Below are 12,235 nucleotides of genomic sequence, written 5' to 3' on the forward strand. Positions count from 1 at the left end.
GAATATTCTAATATATTGTATGCGCGAATCTGAGGTTTAGTTATACCAAATGAAGAAGAATTTTGTACAATTTTGAAGACTAGGCGTCTGACGCTATAAAAATTGTTCAATCCCTTTCTTATAGGTGACCAGGCTATGGTTTCCTGAGATGGTTTCTGTCTGGATAGAAAACGACATCTGGGCTTTAACATGGGCATAGTACCAGACTTGCTTTGTAATCGGGCAATAAATAATGGTCGGAGGAACTTTGGTGACAACGTCGTGTACATTCACAAATCGAATGCTCAAAGGGACACGGTTTCGATAGGTGATCGTAAATTCCTTGTTACCCACGCGGGGACTAGCGTAGTTATACATCACAATCTGAGGAAACGGGGCGTGCAAGGATGCATCGAGGGCATGAAGGGTGGAAAGAGCTGCGCCAAGGCTGTGTCCTGTGATATAAAGGGTTTTGTGGGGGGATACTTTTTTATAGGCTTCAAATATCGCATCTCGACAAGAATCATACACGGTTAAAAAACCAGTGTGCACTAACCCCGCATCCTCCATATAGGGGAATGGGGTTTCATAAACGCGTGCATCAGCAATCCAGTCGGGCTCTGACTGAGTTCCTCGAAAAGCGATGATAACAGCATCGTTGCTTTCAATTATAAAACCAAACCATTCCATATCCTGAATAGAAGCGGCCTTAAAGGAATCGACTAATGTGAATCCCTTTGGAATCGCGAATAACCCTTTTTGTTTGTACTGTTCATACGTAATTTCACACATTTCCAATAAAAAAAGAGCTAATGGTTTGTGAAAAAAAGGAAGTTCTTTTGCCACGTATAAAGCCTCCCATATCAAGCTTTTATGTATCATATGGGGGGGCGAATGAGTTGGTGCAAACCCTTTTAGAGGTTTAAAAAGTGCAGAAAACGTCAATTAAACTGTACAAGACATTTTCATGGAGGGATCAAGGAATGCCAGCACAAGAACAAGAATTAAAAGATGTATATATGACAAAAAGTGGCGAGTCAATCCGATTTGCTCATGGAACATATGTCATTACTCAAGTAGATGGAAAGAAACACTGTGATTTAACGTTAAATAACGTGGATCAATATGAAATGTTCGAACATCGAAAAGAGGAAAATAAGGATGTAGAAGTAACCTTTACTACACAAGAAGGCGACAAGTTCGATGGCACACTTAATGTGAAAACCGTCAACCGCCACAACGAACAACGAAATGTCATCGAATTAGAGAGTAAAGAAGCCATTGCACAGCAAGCATAACTATATTGATCCCCCATTTGAGCATTTGGCTCAAATGGGGGATTTTTAAATGCTGCTAAGCCAGGGCGCTCTGGCAAAGTGTCAGTACTACGTCAGTACCACGCCCGAAAGCGTCAGCACCACGCCCGAAAGCATCAGGACACCGCCCGAAATCGTCAGTACCACGCCCGAAAGCATCAGGACACCGCTCCAAAACATCAGTACCCTCCCAAAAAGCGTCCGAACGCCCAGCCAAGAGACCAAACCACAAATACCCCTTACACAAAAAATCTCAGAGCTCATAATGAGCTCTGAGATTTTTCAATTCTTTATTTCTGAATAAACATTTGTGTCCAGTAAATACCCATTTCTCCGCCTTTAGCAATACCAATACCGATGTGTGTTACATTTTTATTTAAAATGTTTTTACGGTGTCCTGCACTATTCATCCACTGTTGAACAACTTTTTCTGGAGTCTGTTGACCAGCAGCAATGTTTTCCGCTGCTGTTTTATAATCCACGCCGAAGTTTTGCATCATTTCAAATGGGCTTCCGTAACGAGGAGAAGTGTGAGAGAAGTAATCGTTCTTCACCATATCCTCAGATTTCTTCTGGGCAACCCCGCGAAGTTCAGCATCTGCTTTTAAAGCAGGTAAGCCTTTCTTTTTACGTTCTTTGTTTGTTAATTCAACTACTTTTGCTTTGAAGTCGCTTTGAGCTTTTTCAGTTTGCTCTTTTTGCTGTTCAGTTTGCTGCTTTTGCTGGTTCTGGTTATTTTGATTTGGTGTTTGGTTTTGGTCAGGCTGTGAGTACTGAGTCTGTCCATTGCCATCGCCTTTACCTTGACGATATTGACGACGTTTTTCGCCGTCTTGCATGTATTGTTCAAACTGATCAGGTACATACTTCTCAACATTTTCACGCATTCCGTTCATATCTCCGCCAGGGATTGTATACTGACGCATTTCTCCTTGAACGTTAAAGCGGCCGTTGCCGTCGTTAGCGCTGTAGGAATCGCCCTTTCCCTGGTTTTCAAACGTAAGGCGTTCTACATTTGAGTTGTTAGTATCGTTTAAGCTTTCTTTCGTGTCTGTATTGTTACATGCTCCTAAAACCCCTAAAGAAAGAACAGCGGTTAGAGCATAGACTAATTTCTTGTTCATGATTATGACCTCCCTGATTTATAGGCTCTTATGTCCCATTTGTAGTATTCGCAAGGGTCAGGGAGATATGCTGAATCCTGTATGACAATAAGAGGGAAGGATGGGAAGGTCATGAAAGAAATCAAAAAAGGACGAAATCATAAAAGATTTCGTCCTTTCACGTTTTCATCCTATCGTTTTAGAAACGGAATAAATCGCCTGAAAGATAACGCTCCCCTGTGTCTGGAGCAATTACCACGATCGCTTCTCCGGGCTGTTTGCGTTTGGCTACTTCAATTGCTGCATAGACGGCTGCACCTGCTGAAGGACCTACTAAGATTCCCTCTTCACGAGCCAGACTGCGCGTCACATCGTACGCTTGCTCATCTGTAATTTTAAAGATCTCATCGTATACTTCCTGGTTTAAAATTTCTGGGATAAATCCAGGGCTTGTACCGACTAGTTTGTGCTTTCCTGGCTTACCGCCTGAAAGAACAGGGGATCCTTCTGGTTCAACTACATGAACAGATAAATCAGGATAATGCTCTTTAAGAGGCTCACCTGTACCTGTTACAGTGCCACCTGTACCGGCTGTTGCGACAAAAGCGGATAAAGGCTTTCCGAGCTCATCCATCGCTTCGATAATTTCTTTAGCCGTCGTGTTTCGATGGGCATCAGGGTTAGCCATGTTTTTAAATTGCATCGGAATAAATGCTCCGTCAATTTCTTCAGCTAACTCTTCAGCACGACGAATTGCGCCAGGCATCTTCTCGGACCCTGGTGTTAGTTCCACTTCTGCTCCATATGCTTTGAGTAGGTTAATGCGTTCTTGTGTCATTGTATCAGGCATGACTAGAATCGCTCGGTACCCTCGAGCCGCTGCGTTCATAGCGAGACCGATTCCAGTGTTCCCGCTTGTTGGCTCAATAATCGTAGATCCTTCTTTTAGATAGCCAGCATTTTCAGCTTCAACCATCATATTGTAAGCCGCGCGGTCTTTTACGCTCCCGCTTGGATTAAACATTTCTAGTTTTACATAAACATCTGCACTACCTTCAGGGACAATTCGGTTTAATTTGACTAAAGGGGTTTCTCCAATTAAATCAGCAATATTGTTTACGACACGCATGATGTCACTTCCTTTATTCTGAGCATTTTCCTCTATATTAACATATCCAGTTGGGTATTCTCATGTCATAGCGTTGAAAGGGATTATCCACAAGAATACAGAAGTGTTCATAGCAAAAGGTTATCCACATGTGGATAAAAGAAAGAACTCACATTTTGACGAAGTTCATGAAGCAATTTTTACAGTACGTTGATTCTTTCTCCATATACTCTTTCTATACTTATAGTAACAACAACTTTTTGAGTACTACGAGTTAGAGGGAGGAAGAATAATGAGAGTTGCTCTTTTTACAGATACCTTTACTCCTCAAGTCAATGGCGTGGCGAAAACCCTTCAACGGTTTGTGAACTATCTTGATGATCAAGGAATAGAGTACCTCGTTTTTGCTCCGGATGGAAACCAAGAAAATGCAAATCCGGAACACATTCAAGGCTTTAGAAGTATTCCTTTTTATCTTTATCCTGAATGTCGATTATCATTACCGAATATTTCGAGTGTCCGAAAGCAATTAGAAGCCTTTCAACCTGATCTTATTCACATCGCCACACCTTTTAATATTGGATTCACAGGCCTCTATTATGGAAAGAAATTAGGCATTCCTATGGTCGGTTCTTATCACACGAATTTTGACCGCTATTTAGATTATTACGAGCTCCCTCTATTATCAAAAATGATTTGGAGATATATGCGTTGGTTTCATGCGCCGTTTCGGAAGACGTTTGTTCCCTCTGAAGATACAAAGAGAGAACTGATTCAACGTGGTTTTCAAAATGTAAGTATATGGAGCCGGGGAGTCGATTGTCAGCTGTTTCACCCCAACTATCGAACCTCTACCATTCGAGAGAGATATAATATCGATGAGCCTTTTATTTTAAGTTATGTGGGAAGGCTTGCGCTTGAGAAAGACCTTGATGTGTTAATGAAGGTTGTCGCCTCATTGCCGGCATCCTTACAAGGTAAGGTTCACTGGGTTATGGCTGGTGATGGCCCGCTAGCCTCTGAGTTAAAAAAACAAGCACCTGAAAATATGACCTTCACAGGCTATGTGGAAGGTGAGCGTTTGGCTCAAATTTATGCTTCATCCTCTCTTATGGTCTTCCCTTCAAGCACGGAGACGTTTGGAAATGTTGTTCTAGAATCAATGGCTACTGGTACACCGGTAATCGGTTCTAGAGCAGGTGGTGTACAAGGAATTATTACACATAATAAGAATGGAAAACTTTGTACACCTGGTCATGTAGAAGAATTTGTTGAGGCGATTACAGATTTACTTCAGAGCGAAGAAACTTTAAAAGAAATGGGAGTTCAGGCATGCTTGTACGCTAAAAGTTGCTCATGGAGCTCGATCTTTGATCAATTATTACTGCAATATGAGATGGCGATTGACGATCCGGTTGCTTCCTATGCTTAAATAGAAGAAGGGAGGAGGACGAGAGATGAAGAAGATTGCAGTAGTGGGTGCTGGATATGTAGGACTGGTGACTAGCGTGGGCCTAGCTCATATCGGACATCAGGTCACGTGCATCGATATCGATCATAAAAAAATTGATTCTTTACGAAGGGGACAGTCTCCCATTTACGAACAAAGTCTCGAGCCTATGATTCAAGAGAACCAAAGACAGAATAGAATTACGTTTACCTCTAATTATGAAGAGCTTCAGGACGCTGAGATTATTATGCTAGCTGTAGGCACACCACAGCTGTCAGACGGATCAGCCAACCTGACTTTTATATATCAAGCAGCGGAAAGAATCGCTCATACAGTTCAACAACCTGTAACCATTGTAGTAAAAAGTACGGTTCCAGTAGGGACTTGTGAGAAATTGCATGAATATGTACAAGAACGAACCCCTCATCCGGTTGAACTCGCATCGAACCCCGAATTTTTACGCGAGGGCAGCGCTCTGAAGGATTTCTTCGAAGGGGATCGAATCGTCATTGGAGCTAATCATGAGGAAACAAGTCAACTTATTATGGAGATGTATACCCCATTACAAATTCCGATTATGACAACAGATCTGGCAAGTGCAGAGATGATCAAATACGCATCTAATGCATTTCTCGCTACGAAGATTAGTTTTATCAATGAGATTGCGTCGATTTGTGAAAAGGTGGGGGCAAACGTAGAAGATGTGGCGAATGGAATGGGGATGGACCAACGGATTGCTCCATCATTTCTCCAGGCTGGAATCGGCTATGGAGGCTCATGTTTCCCAAAAGATACAAAAGCACTCGTGCAGATGGCAGGGCATGTGGAACACCGCTTTGAACTATTAGAATCCGTTATCCACGTAAATAACAAGCAGCAAAATAAATTAGTGGACCAAATGAAAGAGCGTTTTGATACCTTACTTCGTAAGCGCGTAACTGTGTTAGGATTATCCTTCAAACCCGGAACAGATGATTTAAGAGAAGCTGCTTCCCTTGTTATCATCGATCGCTTATTAAGAGAAGGGGCTTCCATCACAGCCTATGATCCAATTGCGATGCCGCGAGCGAAAGAGTACTTTCCGGCCGTTACGTTTGCCTCGAATGTAGAAGAAGCGTTATCAGAATCAGAGGTAGCTATTATTGTGACAGAATGGGATGAATTTAAAGAACTACCGTTACACTATTACGAAGAATTAATGGACGAAGCGATTATATTTGATGGACGAAATTGTTATGACCTTGAGCAGGTTAAAAAACACCGTATAGAGTATTACTCAGTAGGTCGTCCGGTAATCCGACAAACAGAAAGCGCCACCCTTACATAAGAAATGTAAAGGTGGCGCTTTGCTTTTACACGTGTTTCCTTTATCTTACTGCGGTACGGTCCAGTCTGTACGTTGCTAACCGGGCGCTTGCGCTTTTGATGACGTCCAGCTCCAGCCACCCAGCCCCTAGTAGACTTCCCTTACCTCCGGTCGATAAGTCAACATCGATTCGCCAGAGGCTCATCGTGTTTCCTTTATCTCGCTGCGGTACGGTCCAGTCTATACGGGGCTAACCGGGTGGCTTGCGCTTTTGATGACGTCCAGCTCCAGCGCCCAGCAACTAGCAGACTTCCCTTACCTCCGGTCGATAAGTCAACATCGATTCGCCAGAGGCTCAACGTGTTTCCTTTATCTCACTGCGGTACGGTCCAGTCTGTACGTTGCTAACCGGGCGCATGCGCTTTTGTATCTTACCCGTAGTGGTTGGCTGTTGTGGGTTGTCTGTGCATCATTAAAGCAAGGCTTAAGCCGCTTAGTAACAATAGGACCGTCGTTGTAAAGAAGACGGATGTGAATCCATAGGCTCCTGCTAATAGACCGCCGAGTGCGGGGCCTATGATGTTTCCTAAAAAGCGAAGGCTTGTGCTGTATCCGAGTACCTCTCCTTGAATAGAGACGGGAGCGACTTGGCGGATGTAAGCAGTTCGTACAGGGATAATGCCTCCAATTGTAATTCCGAGTAAGAATCGTAAAATCATCAGTTGCCATATATTCGTTACAAAGGCCCCTGGTAAATAAACAATCCCTGAAGCAATTAAAAGGAAGACAAGAATTTTTTCATACCCAATGGAATCAGCCACTTTCCCCCATCTTCTCGCCATGAGTAAGTTGCCGACCCCGGCTGCTGAGAAGGCAATTCCTGAAAACAAGGCTAAATTAGCTGTTCCATGAATTTCGCTTACAAACAAAGCAAGAATGGGCTGAATACTAAAGTGCGCAATCTGCACGAACATGGATACGACCATGACTGTAACCAATATTGGATTTAAGAGGATATGACGGATAACCTCTTTCCGTGAGTAGGTTTCCTGCCCCTCATCTTCTGTCTCGATACGAAATTCCCGTACACCAAGTAATACGAAGATAGCGGCGATAAATAACGTAATCGAGGTAAGTTGAAAGGTGCTCGAAAATCCGTAGCTATCAGCTAACACTCCTCCAAATAAAGGCCCCATTAAACTCCCCGTTACATTTCCTGTTTGCAAAGTACCAAGAGCTTGTCCAGATAAATCCTTAGGTGTTTGCGTAGAAATAAGGGCTTGAGATGTGGAGATAAATCCAGTAAACACACCCATACACAAACGTAAAATGAACAGTTGGAAAACGGAGGTGACAAATCCCATAAGCAAAACGCTTATAGCCAGTCCTACTCCTGAGATGACAAGTATCGTTTTACGACCATACCGGTCTCCAAATCGTCCCCAAATAGGGGAGAACAAAAAAGCTGTAAAGAATGTAACGCCAAATGTTAAACCAGACCAACGCTGGACATAGGCTTCTGAAAAGTTTCCGAATGATTCAATATAAAGGGATAAGAACGGCATAACCATGGTCATGCTTCCGGCAATAAAAAAGTTGGCAAACCACATAATCAGTAGGTTCTGTTTTGACACTTTTTCTTGATTTTGAATTTTTGACCCTTCTTTCGTTCCAGGCGATATTTCGACTTCCTAAATATCATACCAGAGAGGAGGGGAAATAGAAAATTTTGAGATTCCAAAGAGGAGAACATCCACCAAAAAAAGGCTTCCCCCTCCATGACTCATGAAGGGGGAAGCAAGTATTTAATAGGCTAGTCCGACAGAACGGAAAATATAATCTTGTTTGGTAACAGAGTTTAGAAGAAAGTGGGCAACATCTGACCTCGAAATGCTCTTACCACCTTGTGGAACCCCTGAAGCTTCCATACGGTAACCACCCGTACGCGTTCCATCTTCTAATCGTAAAGGACGCGCAATCGTCCACTCTGTACCACTTTCTTTTAGTAAATCGACCGCACGCTTATGATCCGCTAGTACATTCTTTAAGATTTTTGTAGCCATGAAACCTGTAAACCCTGGAATTTCGTTATCGATACCGGCAGAAGCCGTATAAGCAATACGGGATACATCATGTTCTTTCATCCCGGCTAAAATATGAGACGTGATCTCAGAAAGAGCAGTAGTTTTCTTTAACCCGTCCGTACCAAGAGCAGAAATAACAGCATCGTGCCCTTTAATCGCCTCGATCACTCGCTCACGATCTAACCCATTTCCCTCTACTCTCTGAAGGAGGGGATGCTGAATCGTAAGTTTCGAAGGAGTTCTCACAAACGCCGTGACACGATGCCCTTCCTCAAGAGCAAGCTTGACCACTTCTCTTCCGGTCCCACCTGATGCACCAAATACAATAATATTCAAACCTCTCCACCCGCTTTCTTTACGTTGTTTAGTTCATTATAGCAACATTTGGGAGAAGAGGTGGAGAAATAATAGGGTATAGCAAACGGTCCATTAAGATTAATGAGTGCATGAGCTTGCTCGAGGACAATTCGCTTTGGTGGGTGCCGTTGCGTGTATGAGTGCTTGGGCTTGCCCGGGGACAACTCGCTTTCCTGCGGGGAGCTGGGAAGCCTCCTCGTTCGCTTCGCTCTCTGTGGGGTCTCCCCTAGGCTCCTTGCCCCGCGGGAGTCTCGCAGTCCCCGGGCAAGCCCTGTCTATAAAAGGGGGAACGGCCCTGAGGCTAGTTTCAAGGAAGGTTTTAAATGGCATGTTTGCATTCACTGAAATATGGCAAAGGTGGGCCTGGAAACTGCGAGCCTCCCGTGGGCAGAAGAGCCAGTCTAGTTCCAGCGTGGAGGACCTAGCGCGATAAGGCATCTTTTTTCCAAAGGCTAAACGCCTTTTCCAAAAAGCTGTCTTATCCGTACGGTCCTAGGCACCACGCTTGCACATTTCAATCTAGGTGATGAGAGACCCCCTGAGTCCGGCTATGCCGGCTGAGGAGGCTCACCAGCTCCCCACAGGAAAGCGAGTGGTTTCCAGGCCCACCTTACGCTCAAATTACAGCGAACGGAAACATTCTCACAGCTTCGAGTCTCTAACAAACCCACATCTAAAAAAAGAGGGTTATTCTTTTTAAGAATAACCCTCTAGTTTATCTAATTATTTTTTTCGGAATAAGTCAGTGAATAATTCCATAAATGCTTCTACAATCTCAACAGACTGAAATGCAAAAAGACTTGTGGCGGTTAGAGAAAATAGTCCAATCAGAACAAATCTCATCGTATGAATGGTATGCAACCATGCCATAAGTATTCCTCCTTCATCTATCCTTTAATCATACTCTTCTCACACAAATGGTCAAGATGTTTATTTAAATTTTTTAAACCACCTTACATCGCACACCTCATACGCAATCGAATACACTAGGTACATATAACACTAAGAGGAGTGAGCGAATGCCTGTTTCTGTAGTCTTTAACCAGATTGCTGTAAATGCCATAAACGATAACTCAACCATTGCTACAGGTCAGAACAACCAAGCTGATTGGTCCTGGCAGGGAAAAAATAACTATTCAGCCGGGTTGCCAATTGGATTTGTCATTGCCATTAATAACTTTAATAACCTAATCGACAATGATGTCGTAGATACACCGGTTACGAACCCTGAGATCTCGAACCCGCAGCCTAATGTTCAGTATTAAGGAGGAACTATGACCATTTGTTTTGATTCCATTAATGTGAACAGTATTCATGCTGGATCGGGCATTTTCGTAGGGGTTAATGCCCAGAACTATTGGAAAACCCAATCAAAAGAAAATTATGCGCTTGGAACGGTAGTAGGGCATTACAACATCATTCATCATAATGTGAACGTGATCTATGACGATGATGTTGTGGATGCTCCATTTATAAACACGTCATCTAGCTCAGGTTCATCGAATCATTCTTCCACACCTTCTTGAGCAATTTTCTGTTCAATGGCTGTTTGAAGCCATTGAGGGATTTCATGATCTTTAGACTGTGAGAGTAAATCCATGAAAGATGAATCATTCAATAGGGAACGAATGCCTTTAACATCATTTCCGTCACCGTGAATGGAGCCAAACCCCTGATTATGTTTTTTAGTACTTTCAAAACCATTAGGGGCATTGTTTCCAAAATTTACGCAAGATGCGCTCTCAACGGTTCCAATTCGAATAGAGCGTATGAAAAAGTTAGGTGAAAGAAAGGCCATATCAGTCCTCCTTGTGTGGAAAGGTGATGGCGTACCCGTTTCGAGTGGAAGAAATGGTTTTCTTTTCAGAGTTCTTATCCCTCTTTTGTTTCTGTTCAGGAGAATTGGAGAAATTGTTGCCCATATTTAAAGAACCACTCAATTCTTCAATATCCAGTGAGTCTAAACGGAAGGAAAGGTCATCTAGTTTTGGATTGTGAATGTCGATGTGTTCAATGTGAAAATGATACTCCTTCGTTACCTTTTCAGGAACATACTCATTGCTTTTTAATCGTCTGATTTCCAACTCTAACTCTAAGATTTTCTTTTCTAACTCTTTATTCTTTTTGGACTGGAACCAACCCATTATTGATCATCCTGATCATTTGGGCGACTTATAATCACATGGTGGTTGTGAGCCATTTGGTTTCTTTCACCTGTGATGGCGCCGTTTCCTTCATTAATATGTGTGGAGGAGGAGAAAGATGATTGGACATTGGTTCCAGAGAAAATTCCAGACGAATGGGTAATGTTCTCTACAGAAAAGTGTTCAATATGCAGGTCTTTCACGCTTACACCTCCTTTAGAAGAGAGGATTAACCAATGAAACAGTTTAACGACTGGTTTAACCAGATACAATCCATGCAAAAAACGATGGGAAATTTCTCGGGTACAGGAAATGCACCATTTGATTTATCCTCAATCGATACGTATATACAAGAAACGATTCAGCAAGCCCTGGGTCACCCACTCGGAAATGAAAAACGTTCAATGCCTATTGAACACTCTCCATCTAAGCATTCTAAACAACTGGACTATGAGCTAGTAGAACTTCATCATTACTATGTTGTGAAGATTCCTATACCTGAAGGGATTGATGTTGAAGCGCTGAGATTGTCGTTAGGGAACTGCCGTTTATATGTTCATGGATTGGCTGGAGGCGACGTTCAAACGATCTCTTTACCAGAGCAACCCCATCAGAAGCAAGTGCACGCACAATATAAAAAAGGACTGCTAGAAGTCCGTCTTGCTCGAAATACCAGAGAAGATACCCGTGATATTTACATTCAATACTAGTAGAGCCCCCATTAAGATGGGGCTCTTCTTTATTTATTCCTCGTTTACTTCCATATGAATGGGGATGGTATCCTCGTCTTTGTGCTTAAGAATCCGTACCTCTAATAATCCATTCTTGTAAGAAGAAGTTACTTCATCAGGTGTGAAGTGAAAGGGGATCCGAATGGTTCGTTTGTAATGACCCTGGAATCGTTCTTTATGAAGGGTTTGTTGGTCAGAGGCTTGGTAAGCTACAGGGACATGCCCTTCTAGAATTAGGTTGGTTCCATTTTGTTTTAAAGTAAGGTGCTCAGATGAGACAAGCCCCGGAAGGTCTACGATTACAATGAGATGGTTTTCTGCATCATAGAGATCATAAGCGGGTCCTCTCTTTGGAATAACATGATGCATATCATCCCAAAAGTCTTGGCCTAGCACTTGGTCAATGGTCTTCGAGAACTTTTCCCAGTTTACCTGAGATTGCTTTTCCTTCAAAAGGCATCACCTCTTCTTCCTAAATATATGTTAGGGGGTTCTTGTTTCATGATTGTAATTTTTTTAGTTAAAAGGATGCTTTTATAAAGAATGTTACGTTCGTTCCGTTTATTCCGAATCTTGTTAAAAATAATCAACTTGTTTACTGAACCACTTAGGGGGTAAAGGTATAGGACACTAAAACTTCCCAACAATCGATCTACA

At 42.7% G+C, this 12,235-nt stretch carries 16 protein-coding genes; 6 read left to right on the forward strand and 10 right to left on the reverse strand.

The features are described 5' to 3' along the window. Positions 1–93 precede the first annotated feature (93 nt). Positions 94–771 carry a lipase family protein gene (locus LQ226_RS18375; RefSeq protein WP_231419564.1) on the reverse strand — a complete coding sequence of 226 codons (678 nt, stop codon included), beginning with the start codon at positions 769–771 and terminating at the stop codon, positions 94–96. Positions 772–962: 191 nt separating this feature from the next. Here LQ226_RS18375 and LQ226_RS18380 point away from each other — a divergent pair, with 191 nt between their 5' ends. After that, positions 963–1,277, forward strand: a complete 315-nt coding sequence (locus LQ226_RS18380; protein ID WP_231419502.1) for a hypothetical protein — start codon at positions 963–965, stop codon at positions 1,275–1,277. Between the two features lie 308 nt (positions 1,278–1,585). Here LQ226_RS18380 and LQ226_RS18385 read toward each other — a convergent pair whose 3' ends face one another. Together LQ226_RS18385 and cysK are read right to left on the reverse strand one after the other, a co-directional pair. Then, positions 1,586–2,419, reverse strand: coding sequence for a CAP domain-containing protein (locus tag LQ226_RS18385; protein ID WP_231419503.1), 834 nt, complete (start codon positions 2,417–2,419; stop codon positions 1,586–1,588). A 178-nt stretch (positions 2,420–2,597) separates the two neighbouring features. Beyond that, on the reverse strand, positions 2,598–3,527 hold the full coding sequence (cysK, locus tag LQ226_RS18390; protein ID WP_231419504.1) for a cysteine synthase A: 930 nt from the start codon (positions 3,525–3,527) through the stop codon (positions 2,598–2,600). A gap of 271 nt (positions 3,528–3,798) precedes the next feature. Here cysK and LQ226_RS18395 point away from each other — a divergent pair, with 271 nt between their 5' ends. Next, positions 3,799–4,938, forward strand: a complete 1,140-nt coding sequence (locus LQ226_RS18395; RefSeq protein WP_231419505.1) for a glycosyltransferase family 4 protein — start codon at positions 3,799–3,801, stop codon at positions 4,936–4,938. A 25-nt stretch (positions 4,939–4,963) separates the two neighbouring features. Then, complete coding sequence (locus LQ226_RS18400; RefSeq protein ID WP_231419506.1) at positions 4,964–6,283, forward strand: UDP-glucose dehydrogenase family protein; 1,320 nt, start codon at positions 4,964–4,966, stop codon at positions 6,281–6,283. A gap of 410 nt (positions 6,284–6,693) precedes the next feature. On the opposite strand, the gene LQ226_RS18405 is transcribed toward LQ226_RS18400, so the two are convergent. The 3 genes from LQ226_RS18405 to LQ226_RS18415 all read right to left on the reverse strand — a co-directional run bounded on the left by LQ226_RS18405 (position 6,694) and on the right by LQ226_RS18415 (position 9,573). Beyond that, complete coding sequence (locus LQ226_RS18405) at positions 6,694–7,872, reverse strand: MFS transporter (protein ID WP_231419565.1); 1,179 nt, start codon at positions 7,870–7,872, stop codon at positions 6,694–6,696. A gap of 195 nt (positions 7,873–8,067) precedes the next feature. Then, positions 8,068–8,682: an NAD(P)-dependent oxidoreductase gene (locus LQ226_RS18410; RefSeq protein WP_231419507.1), complete on the reverse strand. Its 615-nt coding sequence runs from the start codon at positions 8,680–8,682 to the stop codon at positions 8,068–8,070. 744 nt (positions 8,683–9,426) lie between these two features. Further along, a complete protein-coding gene (locus LQ226_RS18415) occupies positions 9,427–9,573 on the reverse strand; it encodes a hypothetical protein (protein ID WP_231419508.1) in 147 nt (48 codons plus the stop codon). Between the two features lie 149 nt (positions 9,574–9,722). Here LQ226_RS18415 and LQ226_RS18420 point away from each other — a divergent pair, with 149 nt between their 5' ends. Both LQ226_RS18420 and LQ226_RS18425 read left to right on the forward strand, forming a co-directional pair. Continuing rightward, positions 9,723–9,968, forward strand: coding sequence for a hypothetical protein (locus LQ226_RS18420; RefSeq protein WP_231419509.1), 246 nt, complete (start codon positions 9,723–9,725; stop codon positions 9,966–9,968). A 9-nt stretch (positions 9,969–9,977) separates the two neighbouring features. After that, a complete protein-coding gene (locus tag LQ226_RS18425) occupies positions 9,978–10,229 on the forward strand; it encodes a hypothetical protein (protein WP_231419510.1) in 252 nt (83 codons plus the stop codon). Here the strand turns inward: LQ226_RS18425 and LQ226_RS18430 are convergent. Genes LQ226_RS18430 through LQ226_RS18440 form a run of 3 tightly spaced genes read right to left on the reverse strand, consistent with a single transcriptional unit; the run spans position 10,208 to position 11,050 of the window. Next, entirely contained in the window at positions 10,208–10,501 is a 294-nt protein-coding gene (locus LQ226_RS18430; RefSeq protein ID WP_231419511.1) for a hypothetical protein, read from the reverse strand. The genes LQ226_RS18425 and LQ226_RS18430 overlap by 22 nt on opposite strands. Before the next feature lies 1 nt (position 10,502). Next, the gene (locus LQ226_RS18435) at positions 10,503–10,847 is read right to left on the reverse strand and encodes a hypothetical protein (RefSeq protein ID WP_231419512.1); all 345 of its coding nucleotides are present in this window, start codon (positions 10,845–10,847) and stop codon (positions 10,503–10,505) included. Then, a complete protein-coding gene (locus tag LQ226_RS18440) occupies positions 10,847–11,050 on the reverse strand; it encodes a hypothetical protein (protein ID WP_231419513.1) in 204 nt (67 codons plus the stop codon). Before LQ226_RS18440 ends, LQ226_RS18435 begins: the two co-directional genes overlap by 1 nt. A 33-nt stretch (positions 11,051–11,083) precedes the next feature. On the opposite strand from LQ226_RS18440, the gene LQ226_RS18445 reads away from it, so the two are divergent. Beyond that, positions 11,084–11,557: an Hsp20/alpha crystallin family protein gene (locus LQ226_RS18445; RefSeq protein ID WP_231419514.1), complete on the forward strand. Its 474-nt coding sequence runs from the start codon at positions 11,084–11,086 to the stop codon at positions 11,555–11,557. A gap of 33 nt (positions 11,558–11,590) precedes the next feature. On the opposite strand, the gene LQ226_RS18450 is transcribed toward LQ226_RS18445, so the two are convergent. Continuing rightward, complete coding sequence (locus LQ226_RS18450; RefSeq protein ID WP_231419515.1) at positions 11,591–12,031, reverse strand: Hsp20/alpha crystallin family protein; 441 nt, start codon at positions 12,029–12,031, stop codon at positions 11,591–11,593. Positions 12,032–12,235 lie beyond the last annotated feature (204 nt).

The sequence above is a fragment of the Pontibacillus sp. HN14 genome (assembly GCF_021129245.1).
Lineage (GTDB): Bacteria > Bacillota > Bacilli > Bacillales > BH030062 > Pontibacillus.

Excerpts from the sequence above, each read along its gene's own strand:
- LQ226_RS18375 (WP_231419564.1), bottom strand. The coding sequence starts at position 771 with ATGTGTGAAATTACGTATGAACAGTACAAACAAAAAGGGTTATTCGCG.
- LQ226_RS18380 (WP_231419502.1), top strand. The coding sequence starts at position 963 with ATGCCAGCACAAGAACAAGAATTAAAAGATGTATATATGACAAAAAGT.
- LQ226_RS18385 (WP_231419503.1), bottom strand. The coding sequence starts at position 2,419 with ATGAACAAGAAATTAGTCTATGCTCTAACCGCTGTTCTTTCTTTAGGG.
- cysK (WP_231419504.1), bottom strand. The coding sequence starts at position 3,527 with ATGCGTGTCGTAAACAATATTGCTGATTTAATTGGAGAAACCCCTTTA.
- LQ226_RS18395 (WP_231419505.1), top strand. The coding sequence starts at position 3,799 with ATGAGAGTTGCTCTTTTTACAGATACCTTTACTCCTCAAGTCAATGGC.
- LQ226_RS18400 (WP_231419506.1), top strand. The coding sequence starts at position 4,964 with ATGAAGAAGATTGCAGTAGTGGGTGCTGGATATGTAGGACTGGTGACT.
- LQ226_RS18405 (WP_231419565.1), bottom strand. The coding sequence starts at position 7,872 with ATGTGGTTTGCCAACTTTTTTATTGCCGGAAGCATGACCATGGTTATG.
- LQ226_RS18415 (WP_231419508.1), bottom strand. The coding sequence starts at position 9,573 with ATGGCATGGTTGCATACCATTCATACGATGAGATTTGTTCTGATTGGA.
- LQ226_RS18420 (WP_231419509.1), top strand. The coding sequence starts at position 9,723 with ATGCCTGTTTCTGTAGTCTTTAACCAGATTGCTGTAAATGCCATAAAC.
- LQ226_RS18425 (WP_231419510.1), top strand. The coding sequence starts at position 9,978 with ATGACCATTTGTTTTGATTCCATTAATGTGAACAGTATTCATGCTGGA.
- LQ226_RS18430 (WP_231419511.1), bottom strand. The coding sequence starts at position 10,501 with ATGGCCTTTCTTTCACCTAACTTTTTCATACGCTCTATTCGAATTGGA.
- LQ226_RS18435 (WP_231419512.1), bottom strand. The coding sequence starts at position 10,847 with ATGGGTTGGTTCCAGTCCAAAAAGAATAAAGAGTTAGAAAAGAAAATC.
- LQ226_RS18445 (WP_231419514.1), top strand. The coding sequence starts at position 11,084 with ATGAAACAGTTTAACGACTGGTTTAACCAGATACAATCCATGCAAAAA.